The organism is Teredinibacter waterburyi (assembly GCF_001922985.1).
Lineage (GTDB): Bacteria > Pseudomonadota > Gammaproteobacteria > Pseudomonadales > Cellvibrionaceae > Teredinibacter > Teredinibacter waterburyi.
This window is the reverse complement of sequence record NZ_MRUH01000124.1, coordinates 77,019-101,017: the sequence shown is the minus strand read 5'-3', so window position 1 is coordinate 101,017 and position 23,999 is coordinate 77,019. Positions and strand designations below refer to the sequence as shown.

The following is a 23,999-nucleotide window of genomic DNA, read 5'->3' as shown; positions in this document are numbered from 1 at the left end:
TATCCGTTAAAAATCGACGCCTTTGCGCGCTTTTAAACCCGCGGTAAAGCCGTGTTTAATATCTTTCACTTCCGAAACGGTATCGACCGCATCGCGCAGCTCGCTGCCACCACCTCGGCCTGTTACCACTAAACTCTGCTCAACCGGACGATTATTAATGGCCTCAATTACCGCCTCTTTGTCGAGGTAGTCATACGCTAACATGTAGGTGAGTTCATCGAGAACCACAAGGTCGTAGCTTGGATCAGACAGCAAGGTTAATGCATGTTGCCAAGTCGTCTTGGCAGCAGCAATATCGCCGCTGCGATCTTGGGTGTTCCAGGTAAAGCCTGTACCCATCTGATAGAAATACACGTCGGGACAGCGGTCGCGCAAATAAATTTCCTCGCCCGAAAGCTGTACACCTTTAATAAATTGCACAACACCCACGCGCTGACCGTATCCCAAGGCACGCATCACCATGCCAAATGCAGAGCTGGACTTTCCTTTACCATTACCGGTCAACAAAACGGAAACACCGCGTTCGATATTAGCGGCTTCGATATTCGCATCGACTTTGGTTTTTTGCTTTTCCATCGCCCGCTTATGTTTGCCGTCTTTACGGGTATCATTTGCATCTGTGGACACGGAAACTCCTATTTTTAATTTTCATTCTGAAAGGTTAGTTAACATGCAAACACAGGTTAACTAACCTAGAACCACCTAACCGTAACTTAACGACTTAGAACCGATACTTAACGCCGGCATAAGCTGCACGACCCGAAACGTTATAGTCGCTCACCTCGACATAATCACGATCTAAAACATTTTCGATACGTGCGAAATAAGTAAGTCGCTCAGTTTTATAGGTACCACTCAAGTCAACAACACCATAGTTATCGAGATCAACATCGCCGACATCTTTAGTGCTCTGTACCAAACGCAGATTGCTTAACAGGGTAAGTTTTGAGTCAAGAAGGCTAAATTCTAAGCCCATATTTGCCATATGCTTGGGGCGTCGCAGACGCGGCTTATCATCGGTGTCACGAGCAATGTTGTAAGTATAGTTAGAGCGGAGGTTCAGCCACGGGTAAATATGATAATCACCAGTAAGTTCTAGCCCCTTGGACTTACTATCACCACTGTCTTGTCGGTAGTGGCCACCAGTATCGGGGTCATAATAAAAATAAAGCTGGTCGCTAACAACTTGATAGAACAGCGTTGCCTGAATACCGTTGCCACCATCAGTATAAAGGTCAACACCAAAATCCCACCCCTCACTGCGCTCTTCATGCAGTGCCGTTGACTGGACACCAATCCTCTCATCACGTGAACGATTGAGGCCAACCTCACCTATACTCGGCGCACGAAAACCAGTACCTGCACTGCTCCGGTACTTAAGGCTACTAGTATCGAATTCCTGCACGATCGCACCAGAAATCCTTATGCTCGTGTGCTGACCGAAATCCTCATTGTCATCAAAGCGAGTACCTGCAGCTAAATAAACGTTATCGTTCCAGTTAGCCTGAAGCTCAGAAAAAATACCCAACTGTGATCGTTCCGTTTCTTCATTATTGCTAACAGTACTTTCAATTTTATAGTCACTGCCAACTACCAGCTGTATTTGGTCGTTCAGCATGGCACTCCCAACATAGTCAAATTTTTCAATACTACCCTCAACCTCGTAGGTGGACTCCCCTGAGCTATAATATTCTCGCTCCACCTCGGTTAATGAAAACCCTGCACTATGATCTAGCCGATCACCATCATATTTGACGCTGAAGCGGCCTGAGACTTGAGAAAATTCGGTAGCGCAGTCGTGGTCAATATTGAAACAATTATCGTACTCTGTATCAGCGTCAACACTGCGGACAACCTGCTCCAAACGCAACCGGTCATTCACATTAAAGCCCGCGCGAGCATGTACAGTGGTATTGCGGTTACCATCATCATCTTCATTAGGATCGCTTTTCGCCGCATTAAAGCCAGATGTACGTTGATTTGATAGGGATAAAAAGCCATCCACCGTAGAATTTGCGGCGGCAATAAAACCATGAGTATTCAGCGTATTAAATTGACCACCTTCCAAGCCTACTTCTGCGGCCACACCCTGCGCCGGCTTGCGGGTAAAAATATTCACCACGCCACCGGCATCGGCGCCGTAAGCAAAGCCCTGAGGACCATGTAATATTTCGACACGCTCAATGTCTGCCGTCGAGCTAGCATAGCCCATATGCGGTCCAACCTGAGTACCCGACGCGTCAGAAACCTCCATGCCATCAATTATCACTAGCGTGCGATAACCTTCTTCGCCGCGTATCCGCAAGGTTGTAACCTTACCTGCGCCGCCGTTATTAGAAACACCAACGCCAACCTCGGTTCGCAGAACATCGGCAAGCGAGTTGTAACCACGCAATTCTATTTCCGTGTCATTAACGATAGTCACGGCAGTACCGACCTGCCTTATCGGTGTAGCAACGCGAGACGCTGTAACAATAATTTCTTCTAAGGGGCTGGTTTGAGTTGGGTCTGCTGCAATTTCCGCTGATTCGTCAGAGGCAGCGTTTACACAAGTGGACATAAACAGGCTTACCGCAGAGACGGCAACCCAAGGGGAGATAAGTTTGTAGTACATAATAATCCTCATTAGCGGTGTGCAAATGAGGGAGGCATCGCGGGGATGATATTGATTGCAGGATTAATAAACATCATTCCGGAATGGTAGCCCTCCGCTCCATCAACGAACTGTTTCGGGCTGGTATCGGGCTCGCAGGACTATACAGCTTTAGCTTCAAGGCTCTATATCGTTGCTTACCGTTGCGGGGGCAGCGTTGGTATTCCACCAAACTTCCCATTTAACCGAGTGTTATGCGCTCTTCTTAAAGGCTTAAAAACTCGGCACCAGAAACGTGGCGCGACTTTAGGCGGCAGGCGATTGAATGTCAAGAATTGCACAACCGTTCATCTACAAAAGCAAACCGTCGTAATCTTAAACGGCGAGGGGTTACAGAACCGTGCTATTACAGGGATAATTGACCGTTATAAATTGACTTGCTGGGTTTGTTCAGCGAATTTCGATGCAAATCAACTATCTATAGAAAGCACTAATCGATAAAAGCAACTATCGATAAAAGCCACGCTCACCACAGTGATCAATTAACAACCAAGGTTAATCTAGCCAATATCCTATGAACGACACTACAGCCAACGACTCAACGACCAAACTCTCGGTTTTTTTATTGGCCATTCGCCCCAAAACGCTTCCTGCGTCGTTAAGCCCAGTAATACTTGGGTCGAGTTTAGCGCCCTCCTCCATTTTCTCGCTTTGGAATTTTCTACTCGCGGCAGGCTGCTCGCTGTTTTTGCAGATCGCGGTTAACCTGGCAAACGACTACTTCGACGCAAAAGCTGGAATTGATAGTGATAAGCGCCTAGGCCCCAAACGTGTTACTCAGTCTGGGCTCGTCTCGATTGGCATGATGCGCGCTGGGATTGCCTTGTTTATTGGCTTGGGGATGGCGTGTGGCTTAATTCTCGTCGCTATCACCCATCACTACCTACTGTGGGCTGGGTTGGCGTGTGTGATCGCTACATTGGCCTATAGCGGCGGGCCATTCCCGCTGGCCTCCCATGGTTTGGGTGAAATAGCGGTATTGGTTTTTTTTGGCTGGGTGGCCGTCATGGGAAGTTATTACGTGCAAACACTCCAGCTAACGTGGACGGTGTTTGCCTATGCAAATGCACTGGGTTTGATTTTGGCCAATATCATGCTGGTGAATAACATCCGTGATATAGAAACCGACCGCCCAGCTGGAAAACGCACCATTGCAGTGCGTCTTGGTGACAGCCGCAGTCGCTACCTGTATATCCTTATTTTACTTGCGGCGGCCTTGTGCCATATAGCAGGAAGCTACCTACTAACCACTGCAACTCTCGGATCTCACCCAACGCCCTCTTTTTGGCTGTTAAGCTTGCTGCCCTTGGCGCTTGTTACCCCATCAGCAGGCTTAGCTTGCCGCCGCATCCTTGCCTTAAAGGCTGGTGAGCTTAACCCGCTACTCGCGCAAACCGCCCAACTGGGCCTGCTATACTCGGTTACTAACGCGCTAACACTTTACTTTACCTAAGCTTTTGTAACTTTATAGAACCTGTCGGGAGTCATCTTGTAGTACCTGCAACATTGCACTTGCAGTGGAAAACTGAACAAACGACGAAGTTCACACTCAAACCCAAGCCGGTATTGCTAATCTAGCCTGTCGCTAGGGATAGCGGCCCTCACTCCGTTAAGACGGTAAACAGGTTGAATTGCAGTGATAGATTCATCATAGATAAGGGTGCCAAAATGGCTTGTTTAGATATTCGCGCGCACAAAACAACCTCAAAACAGCCATACCGCCACTTAATTTGAGGCATGGCACGCTTCGAAAGAAACCAACTATGCTATAGTTTGTCCAACGTTTTGCTTATAAATCATAGCCTTAACGGGTTATCTCCAGTATTAATTATCAGGTTTCAGCTATTAATGAATCGGATCTCTAAATTTCGTCTTGCCACTTTTCTGTTTTGTACCCTCAGCGTCGCAGCATTTACTTCGAGTACAGCTCTCGCCAGTATCGTTGCGCCTCTCAGCTACACGCCCCAGCAAGCCGAGACCGCCAAGGAAGTGTTGAACAAACTGCGATCGCGCCACTACCGCGATCAAGAAGTCGATGACAACCTATCGCGCCAGTTTCTAAATAAATATTTACAAACTCTCGACCCCGGCCGCATGTTCTTTTATCAAAAAGATATCGACGCCTTCCAACGCAACGAAACCAAGTTCGACGACTATTTTAAAAAAGGCAGCCTAGACGCTGGCTTTGATATCTACCACACCTACCGCCAACGCGTGGTATCTCGCCTTGAAACCGTAGTCGAAATCCTAAACGACAGCAGTGTTAAATTTACATTTGAAACCCAAGATAGCTTTGTCCTGGATCGTAAAGAAATGCCTTGGCCAACGACTCGTGCCGACGCCGACGATATTTGGTTTAAGCGTTTGAAGCTCAGTATTTTAAATTTAAAGCTTGCTGACAAAACCGTTGAAGAAGCGCGTAAAACATTAGCGCGACGTTACAAAAACCAACTTAATCGTATCCAGCAGCAAGACAGTACCGATGTATTTGAAACCATGGTAAATGCGCTGGCGGTACTTTATGACCCGCACACAAACTACTGGAACGAGCGCACTTCAGAAAACTTTGATATCAATATGCGCCTATCGCTTGAAGGTATCGGCGCGGTACTACAAAGTGAAGACGAATTTACCAAAGTTGTTCGCTTAGTTCCCGGTGGCCCGGCTTCCAAGCAAGGCCAGCTGAAGGCAGCCGACAAAATTGTTTCGGTTGGACAAGGCGATGAAGGCGAATTAGTCGATGTGATCGGCTGGCGTTTAGAAGAAGTTGTGAACCTTATCCGTGGCCCTAAAAACACGGTAGTACGACTTGAGGTATTGGCGTCGGGTAAATCTGGCGAAGAAAAAAGCAAAGTTATTCGCATTAATCGCGGCAAAGTATTGCTGGAAGATCAGGCAGCGCAAAAAGCCGTACTCGAATTGAAAAATGGCGATACCGTTTACAAACTCGGCGTTATAAATCTTCCCGCTTTCTATATTGACTTCGAAGCCTACAACAACCGCGACCCAAACTTTAAAAGTAGTACGCGCGACGTTGCTCGATTATTGGAAGAGCTTCGTCTCGAAAATGTCGACGGCGTAATCATAGACCTCCGCAACAACGGCGGCGGTTCTTTGCAAGAAGCAACCATGTTAACGGATCTGTTTATTGATCAAGGCCCAGTTGTGCAAATTCGCTCCACTGATGGCCGTATAAATCGCCATAACCGTTCAGTATCCAAAGCCAGTTATCGTGGCCCCCTAGTTGTTATGGTTAACCGCTTAAGTGCATCTGCATCTGAAATTTTCGCCGGCGCTATTCAGGACTACAACCGCGGCCTAATCGTTGGCTCGCAGTCTTTTGGCAAAGGTACAGTCCAATCCGTTACACCATTGCTCGAAGGTAAACTAAAAATAACGGAATCTAAGTTTTATCGGGTATCCGGTGACAGTACACAACACCGCGGCGTACTTCCTGATATTGATTTACCGGTAATGATCGACACAGAAGAAGTTGGAGAATCCACTTACGACAACCCGCTTCCCTGGGATCAAATACACGCCGTACCTCATGCGAGCTACTTCGACTTTAAGCAGTTGCTACCAGGCCTTGTTAAAAGTCACCAAGAACGTGTTAAGACGGACCCAGACTACAATTTCATTCTCGATCAAATCGCTATTATGGAAGAAAATCGCGGTCAAAAAGAAGTCTCTCTCAACGAGAAAGAACGCATCGCGAAAAAAGAAACTCTGGAACTTCGCGCTATGGCTATCGACAATAAGCGTCGCAGCGCGAAAGGCCTAGAACCTTATAAAACCTTAGCGGAATTTCGTGCGTCAGAAGAGCCAAAAGACGAAGACGAAGAAGCTGCGGCTACAGACAACAGCACGAAAATAGATGTAGACGGCGATACGCTTCTACTAGAAACCGGCAACATTCTCGTCGACCTCATTCGTATGTCCGAGAAAAAACAACATCACGCCGCAAATTTTTAATTGGAAAGATCGATGAAGTGTATCTCTTTTAATGTGAACAGCTTACGCATGCGCCTACACCAAATTAGCGCACTAATTGAAAGCTACCAGCCAGACTTTATTGGCTTACAAGAAACAAAAGTTACCGACGTAGACTTCCCGCTCGAAGCGATTCAAGCCCTCGGCTACCACGTGGAATTCTTCGGCCAGAAAACCCACTACGGCGTTGCCTTAATGTCTAAGCACCCGTTTATCAATGTACAAAAGGGTTTTAAAGACGACGATGAAGAAACGCAAAAGCGCTTTATACAAGGCCAGTTCGATGTCCCCGGCCTTGGCTTAGTAACGGTTATGAACGGTTATTTCCCGCAAGGAGAAAGCGACCAACACCCAACCAAATTCCCAAACAAACGTAAATTCTATAACGACTTACAAAGTCACTTAGAAACTAGCTTTACGCCAGCTGACAATCTTATTGTCATGGGCGACATCAACATTTCACCCGAGGATATCGATATTGGCATTGGCGAGGCTAACCGGAAACGCTGGCTAAAAACAGGAAAGTGTAGTTTTTTGCCTGAAGAGCGCGAATGGCTAGCACGACTGCTCAATTGGGGCCTAGTAGATACCTTTCGAAAGCTATACCCTGAGGCAACTGATCACTACAGCTGGTTTGATTATCGCAGCCGTGGTTTTGAAGCAGAGCCGCGACGCGGCCTTCGGATTGATGTAATTCTTGCAACCCCAGCGCTCGCAGAAAAGTGCCTTGCCGCTGGCATTGATCTAGATATTCGTGGCATGGAAAAACCCTCCGACCACTGCCCTATCTATTCTGAATTCAGCATTTAGGCATTACAAATTTACGCTTAACCTAGCTTGAAATTCCCCATATAACGTAAAACGACAGTAACAACTAACCCTTAATTGTTGCTGTCGTCAGACATTAAATTAATCCAGCATTCGACGATACCCTTAAGTTTCACCTTAGGCGCACTTAAATCAATATAGTCGTCTACGCCTAACTCATATACCGAAGAATCGACCTGCAGTAATTCTAAGCTAACACCGAGGATTGGAAGGTAAAAATCTTTTTCTAGCTGGTCTTCGGCTTCACGCACACAATTTACGTGGCTTAGCACATCGATTTCATCGTCCGTATCGATCAGCACCAAGCTCGGCATTTCTTTCGCTAAAAGTGACTTCACCTTTTTCAGATCTGATTCAGCAACGACTTGCCAGCGCGGTGACTCTAACTGCTTGCGATACTCCGCCTCGGCTTGCGTATCGCGGACAACGATTAGAATTGAATGTTCGGCGTTGATCGATTCACTCTCGGGTAACTCCCCATCAACCAGAGCGCTTTCAATTAAACCTTCGTCAACAATATCAGCCGACCTAAACACTTCATTACAAGCGGCTTCAAGCTCAAACAGCCCAGCCGGTTTGTGTACAAAATGAATTGTATCATTATCCATAAAGCCAACACGTTCGAATAAACGCTGCTGACGATTACTGCTCGCGACCAACTGATGCGTGTAACGAAGCTCTGGGTGCTCACATAAAAAGTTGTTAAATTCGACCAACTCTTGGTTATCGTTTTCGAGGTAATAAAAAACCATTTTTATGGGCCGGCCATCTTTATAGCTATTAATCAGTTGTTGTTGTGCACGCTTAAACTGATGCTCAACATGCACCTCTAGGCCCAAGGCTTCTAACTCACGCTGCTTCGCATCCGTAAGCCGAGTATTACTGTGCACCATCATAATTTGATGGCCAGCAAACGAATTTTGATGAAAATCTAAATGGCCGGCATGCTCTGCAATTTCAAATTTAGCATTAAAACGGTATTGCGGGCCCTCGTTGGGAACTGCCTGAATTTCAATACCACCACCCATAAATTCAGCCAGACCCTTGGCAACTGAAAATGAAAGGTTAATATTCGCTATTGGATTTTTAGTGCTGCCAAAAAAACCTTTAGCCTTTACGTTACTGTGCGAAGACACATTAATATAAAGTTCACCAGATGTTTCAAACTCTCGCAAAAATTCGACGTCAAGCAACAACAAACCGGTGTCGATATTACGCAAGCCCTGCCCTAGTAATGTGCGTATAATTTTCGCAAACCGAGCCGCGTCACCCTTAAGGCGCATGGGTAAAGTCGGCGACAGAGATGTTTCGATAACCACGCCCTGACTTTCAGACTCATCGGTATACTCAGCAACTATTTGCTGTAACTCGTGACGGATATTAAAGATCCGGTTTTCTAACACCAACTCTTTACCTAGGATGCTATTGAAGTCCGAGACATTGGAATAAACCTTGTTGAACGAACGTTCACAGGCTCTCACCGAACGAACATCCACCTTGCCATCACTTAAATCGGCAAAGGCGGTTTTTGAAATATTAGAAATATTCTCCAAGTCATTCCGTAAACAACCGAGAAACTCCTGGTTTAACTGTGCGCTTGCACGGGTATCACGCTTTTCTTCTTCAATCGACTGCGCCTTTCGAGCAAGCGCGTAGATTGCTTCAAGCCGTTCCCAGTAATTTTCCGAAATCAAACGGCACTGGTGACTTAACACCAAATAGAACACCAGTGTCAGCAGCCCATATAACGATACGGTAACGTCGCCTAGGGCAAACGCGGCACCGGCCGCGGGAATGAGACCGAAGAACTGATAATACGAGAGGAAGCGCTGATAAGGCGCAAATGCGTGCGCCGTAGTTGAAAAGAACACCACGGTATACAACCACAGCAGTGGCGCTTCATCCTGCATCTCGAGTTTTAAGGTAACGCTGACTAAAATTACCGCCCACCAAATAGAACCCAATAGCGTGGCAACGAAATAGCCATTGCGCCAGCGCTGTGGCGCACGAGGATAAAGCTGGTCAAAGCGAAACAGGAAAAATCCACGAAGGAAGGTAATCAGCAGTAAGCCAATTGTTAGCACAATAGTGAGGTCGCGATTTTCATCGATAAATCGACCACCGATCAAACAAATAAGGTAGGCAATAAAATTGAAGAATAAGCCACGCCGGCTGTACTTCGCCATGCGTGCATCCGTTTCGCGCATGATGCGTCGGTCTTTTTGAACTTTACTGGTGGGGATAAAAAAACTGAACATACTGGCGTGGTCCTGTGGTTCGGTTATCCGGCAGCCGATAATAGATGCGTGATACTAAAGTGTTCGAAGTTAAATACTCGATATAAAGAGACCAATATCCACTACTTTGGCCACACACTAAGCATGTTAGACGAACTGAGCGGCGTCGACCTGATCACTTTTTGAGCGAGAAGAGTTGCGCCCAGATTTGGCGCCATTGTACTCCGGCTGGTTGTGCAAGTCACAAACTAGCCGGAGATTTAACTGCCCGAGAGTTTAGCCGTCGACCAAGCTAAATCTAGGCTCAGATAATACTGAGCACCGGCAAAGTCGTTATCAGCAAACGGGGAGCCCCGCTGAGAATATACTGACAACCCCATAACCAGCCAAGGTTACTCCCTAACCTAGTTTCTCATTAAGCTCTGGTAACACATCGAATAAATCTGCAACCAGGCCATAATCGGCCACTTGAAAAATAGGGGCATCTTCGTCCTTGTTAATAGCGACAATCACTTTTGACCCCTTCATGCCGGCTAGGTGCTGGATCGCACCCGAAATACCCACGGCGATATACAAATCTGGTGCTACGATTTTACCGGTTTGACCAACCTGCATATCGTTTGCAACAAACCCTGCATCGACAGCTGCGCGCGAAGCACCGACGGCGGCGCCCAACTTATCAGCCAAGGTATAAAGCAGCTCAAAGTTTTCACCATTTTGCATACCGCGCCCACCGGATACGACCACGCTAGCAGCGGTCAATTCGGGGCGATCAGACTCAGCCAATTCCTCGCCGACAAAGCTCGATAAAGCGAGGTCGTGAGCTTGACTAAGCGTGACAACCGCCGCGCTACCACCCACAGATGCAACCGCGTCAAACGCCGTGGAACGAACAGTTAAAAACTTAATGGCATCGTTACTTTTTACAGTGGCAATTACATTGCCAGCATAAATAGGTCGAGTAAATGTATCGCCGTCCACAACGCTTAAAATATCACTGATAGGTTGCGAATCTGCCAGAGCGGCCGCGCGCGGAATTAAATTCTTTCCCGTGGTTGTTGACGGCGCCAGAACATGGGAATAATTTGCTGCAAGCTCTGCGACTAAGGGAGCAAGATTTTCTGCTAACTGATGCCCGTAGCATGGTTGGTCTGCCACCAATACGGAGGCAACACCAGCAACAGCACACGCCGCCTCGGCAACGGCACTACAGTTATGCCCCGCGACAAGAATATGAATATCTGTATTTAACGCGCTAGCTGCGGCTACAGAGTTAAGGGTAGCGGGCTTTAAACTACTGTTATCATGTTCAGCAATGACAAGTACACTCATGCTATCACCTTCGCTTCATTCTTTAGTTTATCTAAAAGCTCATCAACGTTCGCCACTTTTATTCCGCCCTTTCGTTCGGGCGGCGGGGCAACACTTAGCAACTGTGTTCGCGCAGCTATGTTTACACCCAAGTCTTCAACGGCTAGGGTTTCCAGCGGCTTTTTCTTCGCTTTCATAATATTCGGTAAAGACGCGTAGCGCGGCTCGTTGAGGCGTAAATCTGTGGTCACAATTGCGGGTAGTTTTAGCTTTAGGGTTTGTGAGCCTCCGTCAATTTCTCGCGTAACAGCAACATAGCCGTCAGTCACCTCAACTTTTGATGCGAACGTGCCCTGCGGCATGCCACACAATGCGGCCAACATTTGACCAGTTTGATTGTTGTCGCCATCGATCGATTGCTTGCCAAGTAAAATCAACTCTGGAGATTCTTTCTCGACTAAAGCTTGCAAACATTTAGCTACGGCTAAAGGCTCGAGCTCAGTCTCTGTGGTTATCAGAATGGCCCTATCTGCACCTAATGCGAGCGCCGCTCTCAGCTGCTCTTGCGCCTTGGCGATGCCGATACTAACAACAACGACTTCGCTGGCGGTTCCGGCCTCTTTTAATCTAATCGCCTCTTCTACAGCAATTTCACAAAAAGGATTTACCGACATTTTGACATTGGCTAAATCCACGTCGCTGCCGTCGGCATTTGCTCTTACTTTTACGTTGTAATCCACAACGCGTTTAATTGGCACGAGTATTTTCATTTAGTAACAAACTCCTTGCTGATTCCAGCCGTTCACAGTGTGTAAAGTGTATATCAATACGTGGCATTTATCTTGAATAATGATCGACGTTCTAGCGCCCAATTGGTTCAGTCGAACGCCACACTTTTCTGTCCCTAAAATGAATTCCACAGCTAGAATATATGCTAGGGTAGACGAAATTAATCTAATTCAAACTGACGAGGCGGAGAGTGGAACGAGAATCAATGGAATACGACGTTGTGGTAGTCGGCGCAGGGCCGTCTGGGCTAGCCGCTGCCTGCAAGCTGAAGCAGCTTAACGACTCACTGAGTGTATGCGTAGTCGAAAAAGGCTCTGAAGTTGGCGCGCATATTATTTCCGGCGCCATATTAGAACCTCGCGCGCTAAATGAACTGTTCCCCGACTGGCAGGAACGTGGCGCACCACTGCACACGGCCGTCAGCGAAGATAAGATTCTGCTGTGTCACAGCGAGACTAGCAGCACAGAGATCCCGCACCTATTCGCGCCCTTTACCATGAAAAATAGCGGTAATTATATTGTCAGCCTCGGCAATCTTTGTCGCTGGCTAGGCGAGCAGGCCGAAGCCTTGGGCGTCGACATTTTCCCAGGTTTCACCGCCGCAGAAGTGCTTTTTGACGATTCCGACGCAGTTAAAGGCATTGCGACCGGCGATATGGGCGTAAATGCTAGCGGAGAACAAAAAGACAGCTACACCCAAGGCATGGAACTTCACGGCCGTTTCACCCTGTTTGCGGAAGGTTGCCGCGGTCATCTCGGCAAACAGTTAATCGCTAAATTTGGTCTTGCTGAGGGCAAAGATACTCAACACTACGGGATCGGCATCAAAGAGCTTTGGAAGGTGCCAAATGAGCAGCACCAGCCGGGTTTAGTGGTGCACAGTGCAGGCTGGCCGCTCTCGGAAACGGACAGTACGGGCGGCGGTTTTATGTATCACCTTGAGGACAATCAGGTCGCTGTTGGTCTGATTACTGACCTGTCCTACAGCAACCCACACCTAAGCCCCTTCGACGAGTTTCAACGCTACAAGCATCTGCCCGTGATTAAAGAGCGTCTGCAAGGAGGCGAACGCCTCGCCTATGGCGCCCGCGCGCTAGTGAAAGGTGGCGTTCAATCTATGCCGCGCATGGGCTTTGCCGGCGGCGCACTTATTGGTGATAACGCTGGCACCCTGAACTTTGCAAAAATTAAAGGCACGCACACCGCCATGAAGTCGGGCATGATTGTCGCAGAGGTCGTCGCTGCCGCCCTTAGCGCTAGCCCAACTGACGCTTCAGGGGCCGATACAAACGCTGTCCCGCTCGATCTTGGTAACGCGATAGAGCAGGCATTTAAAGATTCTTGGGCGTATCGTGAACTGCATCAGCAACGTAACTTTGGGCCAGCTCAACATAAGTGGGGGAACTTACTTGGCTCTGCCTATAGCTTTGTAGATCTCAATATCTTTCGCGGCACACTACCCTGGACCTTGAGCGACCCTACTCCCGATCATGCGACCTTGAAGCTCGCCAGTGAGAGTAAGGCTCCCCAATACCCCAAGCCAGATGGTGTAATTAGTTTTGATAAGTTGTCGTCCGTTTATCTATCCAACACCAATCACGAAGAAGACCAGCCCTGCCATCTGCAGTTGAAGGATGCTGCAACGCCGCTTACGACAAACTGGCAGCAGTACCTAGAACCCGCACAGCGATATTGCCCTGCAGGGGTTTACGAGGTGATAGAGAAAGGTGGCGGTGAACGCGAATTTCAGATCAATGCGCAAAACTGTGTGCACTGTAAAACCTGCGATATTAAAGACCCTGCGCAAAACATTACCTGGGTTACACCGGAAGGTGGCGGCGGCCCAAACTACCCCAATATGTAAGCAGTACCAATAGTAAGTCGCCTCAACACAATAAAACAAAGGGCGAAGTTTTCCGCCCTTTGTTTTATACGTCAGAAATACTACAGCACCGCGCTGAGTGTTTTCACATATACCGAAGCCGCCGCATCAAATGCCTGAGCAGGACTTTTCTTCGACGTCCCGAACACACCGCCCTGGACCTTTATGGTGGCAATATCGAGCTGCTTGCCATCGCTCACATCAAATAAAACGATCTGCACAAGCGTGTACGTATGACTCGCATCGGCATTACTCACGGCTAGGTCACCGGCACCTTGAACAGTAACTTGACGATCTGGTCCCGCTACGGCAATAAGCTTTGGCCAAGCAAGGATGCGCGCACCAGCGCGCTCTGCCACGACTAGGGACTCAGCCAGGCTCATATCTGTTGGTGCCACTTGAGTTGCTGGAAAATGGCCACGGAATGCCCCCTCGAGAGATTGGAACAATGCATAGCGGGTACGTGGGTAGGTGTTATTACCGGAGATTGCCGTTAATGGGTACTCGGGACGAGCCAAATACACAGAGGTTTCAGGGTGAAGACGCCAATCGACCCGACGACTTAAGGTCTGGCTGTCACTCAGTGAAAGCGCCTCTCCGGTTTGTCGCCAAATTGACGCCCCATACTGTGGAGTGCAGCCTTGTAGCACGACGACGCCTAACACAAGTGTAAAGGTGCGAATCTTAGCGCTATGATCCGCGCACAAAGACGTACCATAACGTGTAGAACCGAACCGCTTACAGCAACATAAGAACTGCCCAATCGGTAACAACACAACAGCAACTACAGAAACCATATTTTTAATTTGAAAAAACATACGTATCGCCACATTGATTTAGCAGAACTGATTGAGCGCAGTTGATCGCCCGCTTTAGAAGCGTTACTGCTACTATTAACTTGTCGGCAACTGTGGGGGAATCTGTAGTCTCGGCCTCCAACTTAATTTAGGAATCAGGTCATATGACAGCATCGCTGTACGAACTTTTTGAGCTGGAACAGTTAGACGCTAATTTATATCGCAGCCAGTTCAACCGCGAGAATTTTCTGGGCTCACTCTTCGGCGGGCAAGTGTTAAGCCAAGCGTTAATGGCCTGCTACCTAACCCAAGGCCCGCAGGATTCTGCGTGCCTCCCCCACTCCCTGCACGCCTATTTTTTACGCGCAGGAAAAAGCGACAGCGCCGTTATCTATGACGTTGAAAAGGTAAGAGACGGAAGAAGCATCAGCAGCCGTCGCGCAGTGGCAAGACAGAATGGCCGCCCCATTTTTAATATGTCGGCGAGCTTTCATAAACTGGAAGACGGATACCATCACCAAAGTGCATTCCCTGCCGGTATCCCCACGCCAGAATCACTTTTAAAGAGAGCCCGCGAAGCTAACAGTGAAAAACCAAAAGAGCCGCGACGCGTACTCCCCCTAACTGAACATTCGCCCTTTGAGCTGCTACCAATAGAAGCCGATTTATTCACTTCGAATCGAGTTAGAGAGCCAGAGGCATTCTGTTGGTTTCGTGCTGTAGAACCGCTACCCAAAAATAAAATTCTTCAATACTGCGCACTCGCTTACGCATCCGATATGGGGTTACTGGCAACGTCACTACTACCCCACGGTATTTCATTATTTTCTGGAAAAATATTCGCAGCCAGTATTGATCACGCCATGTGGTTTCATAGCGATCAGTTCAGTACAGAAGAATGGTTATTAGTTCACGCCTATAGCCCTTGGGCCGGCGGTGCAAGAGGATTTGCGCGCAGTTCAATTTATACCGAAGCGGGAACGCTTATAGCCTCCACCGCACAAGAGGGATTGATTCGCCCTATAACTCCCTAGCGTGGTGATAACAACAGCCGCTGACGCATCGAAAAGACTATAGAAATTCACCAAACAGCGGCGTTATAGCAAGTTACTATAAATACTGGGTTCTCATTAAGTTTTGGTTTAAGAATTAGCCGCGCAATACTGGAAAAGTTTGAGATCTGATTAATAATTACATTACCGATAGCGAACATCCCCCCCAAGTATTATTCGCTGTCGGTTAGAACTGCTAGTTTAGTGGTTCGATAAGGATTAACTCCTTAATGTTTCACTCCTAATGGTCCTAGCCCGACGCTCTCCCCCCAGAAACGTCGGGCTTTTTTTGCCTGTAATTCAACTTTCCTCGCTAGCAACACGATCAGCTATCTCTCGGCGACGCGCTTTACGCGCTATTTTTATTTCAGCCGCTTGTTTGCGTGCCTGCGCGTACCACGCCGATAAATTAATAATTTCGCCATCCTCCCGAACTGCTGGGTAGGGGAAATCAAAATCATCGCAAAAACGTGTAATCACAGGGTGGGCCCAACGGAAGAAGCGCAACCGAAAGGTCTCATCATCAATTCGACGGTTATCGTAAAGGCCCGCAGCTTGCCGTTGTCGCTGGGCTTCCATCAAAATAATTGCGCCGGCGACCGATACGTTAAAAGATTCAACCATCCCCATCATTGGCACTACCACGGTGTGATCTACAAACCCCTGTGCAATCTCGCTCACCCCATCAATCTCTGCGCCAAGCAGCAACGCTGTCGGCTTGGTATAGTCGGGCAATCGATAGTCGACAGCCTTGCTATCCAAATGCGCGGCAACAACCTGAAAACCCTGCTGCTTAAGCAGCGCCAACGGCTCGGCAACACGCGTATGGGCATTAACCCCCACCCATTTATCGGCGCTCGCCGAGGTACCACTATAGGTTTGAAAACCCGCTTTAGGCGTCACACAGTGAATTTGATCAATACCCACAGCATCACAAGTGCGCACGATTGCTGAGATATTACGTACTTTGTGTACCTCATCCGTTACTACGGTTAGGTCCGGTTGGCGCTTATTGAGTACATCATTAATGCGCTGAAAGCGTTCTGGAGTCATTCGTTTGGAACCATTAGTCATTTGAAGCTGCGGTATTCTACTTAGAGAGCAGAGTAAAAAACAGGCTTTGCACAACGCCAAGCACCAAGCAGTCAACGACGGCAATCCAACATCCATCGCCTTTGCTTATAATCAGCGATTCGTAGCTCGGGTCTATTTCCGTTAGAGCTCCTCTTGCTGAATGTCGTCTCTGCTACAATGGCGCGCAAGAAATTCTGAGATTGGCGCAATAGCACATAGAAACTTCCCGCTAGCCTCGGAATTTCACCTATCAGTCAAACTAAGTTATGCCTATTTGTGACAGTTTTTTGTCAGTGATTAAAATATATACAGCAATTTTTTTCCACATTTCCTGTGGATAACTTCGTGGATATTCTATGTGGAACCGGTCCCAGGGCCTAGAAACCCTCGCCCCCCTACAGATTGTACACTTTTTGACCGATGAATATTTATCGTTATATATCAATAGCTTACGTAATTATCTTAGAGTTAACTGTTGTCATTGATCACTATTTGAGTGAAAAAACTGCTTGCTATAGGTGAAAACTATGATTGTGCATAAACGGTTAGCCGGCGCTAACCCCCGGAACCACGTAGTCATCGAATTGAAATAGTTCAAGCGTTAATCGATTTTCGATCATCAAGTAAACGGAAGGTTGTAAAAATGCACCGAAATACCGCAGCACTCGGGCCAAAACTGAACAGTTTGCTATTAGATAACGATTTAATTCTCACCGCCAATCAACGCCAGCAGCGCTATTTAGGTGCGCTGGCTTTACCTGCAGAGAATAGCGTTGGTGAGCAACCTTCTATTTATACCCAAACAAACTGGCTATCAAACCTTTGGCTCGACCTTCAGAATCGGGCCTTTTTAGACACCGATAAACAGCTTTTAACTAGTGCCGAATCGCAGTTGATTTGGAAACACCTACTCACTTCCGGCCAAATCCAACGCACTATTAGGACGAATCGCTTCGGCAACGCCAGCGAGCTAGAACTAAATGACACCCTTATCGCATCGGGCTCACTCGCCAAAACACTTCAGGAAGCCCACGATTCCCTCCAAAATTGGCAGCTGGATGCAGAAGTGTTGTTACCATTCGACAACGAAGAAACAACCCTACTTCGCGCCGCCTTGTTTTGCTTTGATAGCTACCTGAACAGCCACCGGCTAGCGACTGAATTTGATGCGCTCAAAGCTATTCAGCGGGCCTTTAGTGAAAAGGCTATCGCCAAGCCAAATCGCGTTGCCTTGTATGGCTTTGCGGAACAAACGCCGCGCTGGCAAGCCTTTTGGCAGGAAAGCGAGATTGTGGTGGCGGAATGTGCGAGCCTAGCGGTCGAAGCATTAAGCACCCCAGCGGAGCTTCAGTTTGAGCGTTTCAGCACCATCGAAGACGAAATTTTAGCCGCTGCACACTGGTGTCGAGAATTATTAGACAATCACGGCGATAGCAACCCCAGCATTGCCATTGTGGTACCCAACCTACACAAGAATATTGCCACTGTAGAGCGCGCGTTTATTGAAGTTTTCGATCCTCAATTTACCAGTACACCGGATGCCGACACCGCTTGTATCCCCTGCGATATATCCGCCGCATCAAGCCTTGCCGAGGAACCCGTAGTCGCTGCGGCACTGGAGGTACTTCATCTTAATCAGTTCGACTGGCCACGGGAGCGGGTAATTGCCTTAAACAACAACCCCTTCTGGGGAAGCGACAACAACCCCGTACGATTAAGCTGCGCGCAATGGTGCAAACAAAGCCCGAGCTATGACCTCGCCATTCAAGACTATATCGATACGCTGCTTCGCACCGAAAGTGAATTCGCCTCTACCAACACTACCGCATCAACCCTAGAGGTAAGCGATAAACTTGCACCACCAACCACCTGTTCCGCCCACCTGCTCTCACTGCGAACATTGTTGCGCCTAACTACAGTGGAGCAAACCTATACCGCTTGGCAGCCAACCTTAATTAAAGCCCTGCAAGCAATTGGCTGGCCGGGACCGCGCGAACTTAACAGCCGCGAGTTTCAGGCTGCCCAACGCTTTATCGACCTGATTAACAACCTCGGTCGCTTCGATAGCTTGTTAAACGATGGCGATGAAAGCGGCGATAAAAAGCAAAAGCCCAAAAAGTCATTTTCACAGCTCCGCGAACTTTTAAACACGCTTTGTTCAACACATCAATTCCATGTGCAAACAACACCTAAACCCATACAAATATTGGGATTGATGGAGGGCGCAGGCATTAGCTTTGATTATTGTAGAATCGTGCAATTAAATGCAGACACACTACCCGCACAGCCCCAGCCAAACAGTTTGATTCCCTACAGTTTACAAAAACATCACGGCCTACCGAGAGCTACGCCCGAGCGCGAACTACTATACGCGAAAGAATTATTGGCGTCGTACCGCTCAAATAACCCCTCGTTGACATTAACCTTTGCATCTCAAAATGACGATGAACATTGTAACCCCAGCCCACTGCTACTCGACCTAGGCATGAACCTAGAAATGAACAGCAACAATTGTGTGAGTGTCGACGCCGTTGCGCCAACTGCACTTACCAGCTATTACAAGCAACAGCTAAATTACAATGATTACGACACAATCGACACCACCTGGGCGCCGCCACTCGCGACAGCTAACGACGCTGTTCACGGCGCCTATCACCTGAAGCTATTTAACGGCAATCCATTTTATGCATTTGTGTCCTACCGTCTCGGTATTGACCAACCGGTAGAGCCGCAATTTGGATTTGATGCCGCGATGCGCGGTAACTTTATGCATGACGCGCTTGCCAGATTTTGGCGCCGCCAAGAATCCTTAGCACAACTCCAATCATTATCGGCAAGCGATCTTAACGCGCTCATACACGATTGTTGTAGCAGCGCACTAGAAGCAACCCTGCAACGCTCATCAAACACATTTCACCGCGACTACCTCACAGTAGAGCAGCAACGTATGGAAGAAAAACTAGGTTCAGCCCTAGCCTTGGAGTTAACCCGAGACGCCTTTACGGTTGTGGGTATTGAAACCCGCGCTACCGTGAATATAGATGGCTACAACCTACACCTGCGGATCGATCGAATAGATCGCACCGTCAACGATGAGCTGATCTTAATCGACTACAAAAGTGGTGCCGTTAATCTGCAACATATACAACGGCATCCACTGCCAGACCCACAACTGCCACTGTATTCTCAGCTAGATTTATCGACACTAGATCATTTCAGCACTGGCTTTAGGTCGGCACCAACAAAACAAATCGATACCACCTCTGCGGCTAGCGTAAATGCAATTGCATGGTTTCGAATATCGGCGGATAAAACTGAAATAAAAGGGATTGGTGAGATCCAACAATCGTTCAAAGGTATTATTTCTCCAGCGGCCACAAAGACACCGGCCTTCACAGACGGCTGGGGTGAGGCCTTAAAATGGTGGCATCAATCACTCGGCTGGAGTATTGCTCGGCTCACAGAAGGTTATGTAGCTGATGTTGTGTTCACACCAGATAACATTAAATACAATCAATACCTAGTGCCGCTAAGCCGTAACAACGCTAAGGAGCAGCGCTCCCAATGCGTCGCCGATGATGACATCGTAGACGCACAAACACCGGAGGCTCAACAATGAAAACCCCGTCGAGCCAAATCAAAATAGTTCAACCCTTAGATATCGACGCGCGCGAAGCGGCATTAGACACACAACAATCCTTCGCCGTTTCGGCTCCCGCTGGGTCGGGTAAAACAGGTTTGCTCACCTTGCGCGTGTTAAAACTTTTAGCCCAAGCCAAGCAGCCAGAAGAAATACTGTCGATTACCTTCACCCGCAAAGCTGCCTTTGAAATGCGTGAACGTATTCTCGGAGCGATTACCGATGCGGCGCTACTAGACGCCACTCAAATAGCAGAAATTGAAGATCCGCACCAACAAAAACTATTGAGCTATGCCTACGCGGCTTGGCAAAATAATTTAGCCCGCGATTGGAATTTATTACAGCTCCCATACCGCTTGCGTATTTTAACCATCGACCGGTTTTGTCGTTCGCTTACCCAGCAAATGCCACTCTCGAGTCGCGCCGACCCCGACACAACCATACTGGATCAAACCGAACCGGCGTATCGCTTAGCCGTTAAATCGCTGCTCGACTATTACCGCGACAAACCTTGGCCAGAAGCATTGACCACCCTCGTGAACCATCTCGACGGCAATCTCGACCGACTCGGTGTTTTATTAATCGAACTACTTGGCAATCGCGATCAATGGCTGCCACTTATCTATGGTGCGACCCAGCTAGACCAGGAACAAGAACACGAGTTCGATACCGACCATGAGCTAGAGGCCGAAGACACCGCGAACGCAATTCGGTATCGGCTCGAACAGGGCGTGCAGCAATGGGCTGAAGATACGCTGGCAATAGTAAACCGTGAGCTTAAGGTGTTTGAAGGTGAGATCTGTGAACTGCTGCGATTCGCGCAATCCAATTTAGCGCGCGATCTGCCCAGCGCGGCGCTGCTAGAACTTGGCGACATATTACAGTTCCCTAAACCGAGCGATGCAAACGCGCTGATATTTTGGCGAGCGGTAGGTGCGATTATTCTTACCAAGACCGGCAGTTTTATAAAACGCTTAACCAAAAATCACGGTTTTCCACCCGCACCGGACAAACAGCAAACCGCGTTTTACAAAGATCAAAAAGATCGCTTTAGTGAAATTTTAGACGAACTGAGACTCATCGAAGATCTCGAAATACAACTCGTCACGCTGACGAATTTTCCCGCCCCACAATACCCTGAAGCGCAGTGGAAAATGCTCGCGGCACTAACCGATATTTTGCCGCTGCTTGTAGCGCATTTAAAACTTATTTTTGAACAGGAAAAATCTACCGACTTTATTGAGATAGCCGCACAAGCAAAAACAGCGCTGGAAGCTTACGACGGGCCCACCGAGCTCGCATTAAAGCTCGACTATCAATTGCACCACATTTTAGTAGACGAGTTTCAAGACACCTCCTACGCACAAATTGACCTACTGCGCCTGCTCACCCGTGAATGGGACACGACGCCAGAGAAAACCTTGTTTGTGGTGGGTGACGGCATGCAGTCCTGCTACAGTTTTCGCAATGCCAACGTCGGTATTTTTCTCGACGTTCGCGCCCAGGGCCTAGCCGGTAAAGTGTTGCAACCTCTAGATTTAAACGTCAACTTTCGTTCGACCGCAAAAATTATCGACTGGGTTAACGGCGTTTTTGATCAAAGCTTCCCGCGCAGAGACAATATCGAACTCGGCGCGGTTCGCTATAACAGCTCCAACGCGTTTAAACCGTCTGAAAAACTGCCGCCAGAACAATCAATTCAGCAAGCGGAAAACAATCAAACAGACGCGCGCCCACAGCCAGAACTAGAACCAGACAGCTATATAAAAGCGACCGCTTTCGTGGACCCCGTCGACACTAGCCTCGAAGCCAATCACATTGCTGAACAGGTTAACGAACTTAGAGCGCAGTACCCGGACGAGTCAATTGCGATACTGGTGCGCTCACGCAGCCATCTTGACGCGATCATTCCATCCCTTAATGCAGTAGAAATCCCCTATTCTGCAGTAGAAATTGATCGTTTAGCGGGGCGTCGCGGTGTACAGGATATTTATGCACTTACACGCTTTTTACAGGACCCTAGCGACTCACTTGCGCTGTTGACGTTGTTGCGCAGCCCCATATGTGCAGTCGACAATTTTGAGCTTGCGGCCCTAAACGACCTATTGGATATACACAGCGATCAACTGGACGAGCACAACCGCAAGCTAGATAACCTTTCGAATGACGGCCAACCACTTAATAGCGACAACGCCGAATCGTTTAAACGCCGAAAAACCAAACGTAACTATAAGCCGAGCCTGTGGGATAAGTTGCAACGTTTTAGCCAAGCTAGCAATGCGCGCCATGAAATCCAGCGCGTGGTTGAAGTGCTTAGCTCCGCCCTTGCCAACCGCCTGCGTCGCAGCTTAGTCGATTTGGTTGAAGCCTGCTGGCTAAGCCTCGGCGGTCCCGCGACCTTAAACGATTTAAGCGCGTTAGACGACCAACAAACCTTTTTAAAACTCGTGGCAAAATTCCAGAAGCGCGGCGCACTTACCGACATGCAAGCCTTCGATCAAGCCTTGCAGCAGCTGTATGCAAAACCACGCGAGACCCACGCAAACCCCGTGCAAATTTTGACCATGCATAAATCCAAGGGATTAGAGTTCGATTCCGTATTTTTGCCATCACTACATCGCGGCGGAGCCAGTGATAGACAGCGATTGCTCTACTGGACCGAACGCCGCCACAGTCAAGCCGACGCACACCTTATCCTCAGTCCAATATCGGCGAAACAAACGCCAACAGATGACCCGCTTACCAAGCTGATTCAACAAGAGGGAAAACGCCGCGCCGAGTTTGAGCAAACACGATTACTTTACGTCGCCTGTACGCGCGCGAAGAAAAGACTTTTTCTATCCGCACAACTAAAAACATCGCAAAAAGGGGAAATTGCAGCCCCCTCGTCAGCATCCCTTCTGGCGCGAATATGGGCACAAACTGAAAGGCAATTTGAACGCATCGAACAGCCCTTAAGCGCGTCTTCAATCGTGAATAATGCCGATACAGACAACGAAGTTCTAAACAGTGAACAACTACCCCACTCGGAAATTCTTCGTCTAAAACCGAGCTGGCCACTCGCACAATTCGGCAACCCGATTTATCCCGATTTCGCACCGCCCAGTTTTGATAACAGCAAGTTAAATATTTTCGTCGACGCGAGCGCAGAGCATGCAGGCTTTACCCAGCGGCAACGTGGCACACTGCTGCACCGGATTATGCAAACCATGGTTGAGCAAGGTTCAAACAGTTGGGATACCTCGCGCATCGAGCGAATGCAAAACTTTTGGCTGCAACAGTTACTGAGTCTAGGGTTAAACCCAGCGCAAGCCTCTGCAGAACTACCCTGGCTAAGTGCTCAAGTTGAACGGCTTATTAACAGCTCTACCGCACGCTGGTTGTTAAGCAGCCAATACGAACTCAGCCTCTGTGAATTTCCGGTTACGCGTGTTCGCAGCGATACCAACAACAAAACAATCAACAACTATGTGATAGATCGGGTTTTCCTCGACCAACAAACCCTTTGGATCATTGACTATAAATCCTCTGCCCCAATTGATGCAGAAGCGGTCGAAGATTTTGTCGAAATAGAACGTACAAAATATCATCAACAAATGGCCGGCTATAAGTCGTTAATCGAAAAACTTAACTATTCAGAAATACCGTCGAGCATAGCCCTAGGCCGCTGGTCGCGGATTGCCTGTGCTCTTTACTTTCCCTGTATAGACGTTTTGGCAGAATATGAATCGTTCAAATAGCAA

General features: G+C 48.2%; 14 protein-coding genes and 1 riboswitch. Of the genes, 7 read left to right on the top strand and 7 right to left on the bottom strand.

Annotated features, from left to right (window positions below; genetic code table 11):
- Window positions 1-6: 6 nt before the first annotated feature.
- Both cobO and IDZ20_RS10090 read right to left on the bottom strand, forming a co-directional pair.
- Window positions 7-627, bottom strand: coding sequence for a cob(I)yrinic acid a,c-diamide adenosyltransferase (gene cobO / locus IDZ20_RS10095; RefSeq protein ID WP_281250564.1), 621 nt, complete (start codon window positions 625-627; stop codon window positions 7-9).
- Window positions 628-721: 94 nt separating this feature from the next.
- The gene (locus IDZ20_RS10090) at window positions 722-2,614 is read right to left on the bottom strand and encodes a TonB-dependent receptor plug domain-containing protein (protein ID WP_188151307.1); all 1,893 of its coding nucleotides are present in this window, start codon (window positions 2,612-2,614) and stop codon (window positions 722-724) included.
- 101 nt (window positions 2,615-2,715) lie between these two features.
- Window positions 2,716-2,900, bottom strand: a riboswitch (cobalamin riboswitch).
- A 267-nt stretch (window positions 2,901-3,167) separates the two neighbouring features.
- Between IDZ20_RS10090 and menA the strand changes: the two genes are divergently transcribed.
- The 3 genes from menA (at window position 3,168) to xthA (ending at window position 7,456) form a co-directional block, all read left to right on the top strand.
- Complete coding sequence (gene menA, locus IDZ20_RS10085) at window positions 3,168-4,106, top strand: 1,4-dihydroxy-2-naphthoate octaprenyltransferase (protein WP_188151306.1); 939 nt, start codon at window positions 3,168-3,170, stop codon at window positions 4,104-4,106.
- A 395-nt stretch (window positions 4,107-4,501) separates the two neighbouring features.
- Window positions 4,502-6,628 carry a carboxy terminal-processing peptidase gene (locus IDZ20_RS10080; protein ID WP_188151305.1) on the top strand — a complete coding sequence of 709 codons (2,127 nt, stop codon included), beginning with the start codon at window positions 4,502-4,504 and terminating at the stop codon, window positions 6,626-6,628.
- Between the two features lie 12 nt (window positions 6,629-6,640).
- Entirely contained in the window at window positions 6,641-7,456 is an 816-nt protein-coding gene (gene xthA / locus IDZ20_RS10075) for an exodeoxyribonuclease III (RefSeq protein ID WP_188151304.1), read from the top strand.
- 71 nt (window positions 7,457-7,527) lie between these two features.
- On the opposite strand, the gene IDZ20_RS10070 is transcribed toward xthA, so the two are convergent.
- The 3 genes from IDZ20_RS10070 to IDZ20_RS10060 all read right to left on the bottom strand — a co-directional run bounded on the left by IDZ20_RS10070 (window position 7,528) and on the right by IDZ20_RS10060 (window position 11,792).
- Entirely contained in the window at window positions 7,528-9,732 is a 2,205-nt protein-coding gene (locus IDZ20_RS10070; RefSeq protein ID WP_188151303.1) for a sensor histidine kinase, read from the bottom strand.
- A 378-nt stretch (window positions 9,733-10,110) separates the two neighbouring features.
- Window positions 10,111-11,043, bottom strand: a complete 933-nt coding sequence (locus tag IDZ20_RS10065) for an electron transfer flavoprotein subunit alpha/FixB family protein (protein WP_188151302.1) — start codon at window positions 11,041-11,043, stop codon at window positions 10,111-10,113.
- Window positions 11,040-11,792, bottom strand: coding sequence for an electron transfer flavoprotein subunit beta/FixA family protein (locus IDZ20_RS10060; RefSeq protein WP_188151301.1), 753 nt, complete (start codon window positions 11,790-11,792; stop codon window positions 11,040-11,042). The genes IDZ20_RS10065 and IDZ20_RS10060 overlap by 4 nt, the downstream gene beginning before the upstream one ends.
- 224 nt (window positions 11,793-12,016) lie before the next feature.
- On the opposite strand from IDZ20_RS10060, the gene IDZ20_RS10055 reads away from it, so the two are divergent.
- Window positions 12,017-13,675: an electron transfer flavoprotein-ubiquinone oxidoreductase gene (locus tag IDZ20_RS10055; protein ID WP_188151355.1), complete on the top strand. Its 1,659-nt coding sequence runs from the start codon at window positions 12,017-12,019 to the stop codon at window positions 13,673-13,675.
- Window positions 13,676-13,755: 80 nt separating this feature from the next.
- On the opposite strand, the gene IDZ20_RS10050 is transcribed toward IDZ20_RS10055, so the two are convergent.
- On the bottom strand, window positions 13,756-14,511 hold the full coding sequence (locus IDZ20_RS10050) for a DUF4823 domain-containing protein (RefSeq protein WP_188151300.1): 756 nt from the start codon (window positions 14,509-14,511) through the stop codon (window positions 13,756-13,758).
- Between the two features lie 143 nt (window positions 14,512-14,654).
- Between IDZ20_RS10050 and IDZ20_RS10045 the strand changes: the two genes are divergently transcribed.
- On the top strand, window positions 14,655-15,524 hold the full coding sequence (locus IDZ20_RS10045; protein WP_188151299.1) for an acyl-CoA thioesterase: 870 nt from the start codon (window positions 14,655-14,657) through the stop codon (window positions 15,522-15,524).
- A gap of 318 nt (window positions 15,525-15,842) precedes the next feature.
- Here IDZ20_RS10045 and trmH read toward each other — a convergent pair whose 3' ends face one another.
- Window positions 15,843-16,616: a tRNA (guanosine(18)-2'-O)-methyltransferase TrmH gene (trmH, locus tag IDZ20_RS10040; RefSeq protein ID WP_245792245.1), complete on the bottom strand. Its 774-nt coding sequence runs from the start codon at window positions 16,614-16,616 to the stop codon at window positions 15,843-15,845.
- A gap of 643 nt (window positions 16,617-17,259) precedes the next feature.
- Here trmH and IDZ20_RS10035 point away from each other — a divergent pair.
- Both IDZ20_RS10035 and IDZ20_RS10030 read left to right on the top strand, forming a co-directional pair.
- Window positions 17,260-20,235, top strand: a complete 2,976-nt coding sequence (locus IDZ20_RS10035; RefSeq protein ID WP_188151298.1) for a PD-(D/E)XK nuclease family protein — start codon at window positions 17,260-17,262, stop codon at window positions 20,233-20,235.
- Window positions 20,232-23,996, top strand: coding sequence for a UvrD-helicase domain-containing protein (locus IDZ20_RS10030; protein WP_188151297.1), 3,765 nt, complete (start codon window positions 20,232-20,234; stop codon window positions 23,994-23,996). Before IDZ20_RS10035 ends, IDZ20_RS10030 begins: the two co-directional genes overlap by 4 nt.
- Window positions 23,997-23,999 lie beyond the last annotated feature (3 nt).

Coding starts and splice junctions, on each gene's coding strand:
- IDZ20_RS10065 (WP_188151302.1), bottom strand. CDS start 11,043: ATGAGTGTACTTGTCATTGCTGAACATGATAACAGTAGTTTAAAGCCC.
- xthA (WP_188151304.1), top strand. CDS start 6,641: ATGAAGTGTATCTCTTTTAATGTGAACAGCTTACGCATGCGCCTACAC.
- IDZ20_RS10070 (WP_188151303.1), bottom strand. CDS start 9,732: ATGTTCAGTTTTTTTATCCCCACCAGTAAAGTTCAAAAAGACCGACGC.
- IDZ20_RS10080 (WP_188151305.1), top strand. CDS start 4,502: ATGAATCGGATCTCTAAATTTCGTCTTGCCACTTTTCTGTTTTGTACC.
- IDZ20_RS10090 (WP_188151307.1), bottom strand. CDS start 2,614: ATGTACTACAAACTTATCTCCCCTTGGGTTGCCGTCTCTGCGGTAAGC.
- IDZ20_RS10045 (WP_188151299.1), top strand. CDS start 14,655: ATGACAGCATCGCTGTACGAACTTTTTGAGCTGGAACAGTTAGACGCT.
- IDZ20_RS10030 (WP_188151297.1), top strand. CDS start 20,232: ATGAAAACCCCGTCGAGCCAAATCAAAATAGTTCAACCCTTAGATATC.
- IDZ20_RS10060 (WP_188151301.1), bottom strand. CDS start 11,792: ATGAAAATACTCGTGCCAATTAAACGCGTTGTGGATTACAACGTAAAA.
- trmH (WP_245792245.1), bottom strand. CDS start 16,616: ATGACTAATGGTTCCAAACGAATGACTCCAGAACGCTTTCAGCGCATT.
- IDZ20_RS10035 (WP_188151298.1), top strand. CDS start 17,260: ATGCACCGAAATACCGCAGCACTCGGGCCAAAACTGAACAGTTTGCTA.
- menA (WP_188151306.1), top strand. CDS start 3,168: ATGAACGACACTACAGCCAACGACTCAACGACCAAACTCTCGGTTTTT.
- IDZ20_RS10050 (WP_188151300.1), bottom strand. CDS start 14,511: ATGTTTTTTCAAATTAAAAATATGGTTTCTGTAGTTGCTGTTGTGTTG.
- IDZ20_RS10055 (WP_188151355.1), top strand. CDS start 12,017: ATGGAATACGACGTTGTGGTAGTCGGCGCAGGGCCGTCTGGGCTAGCC.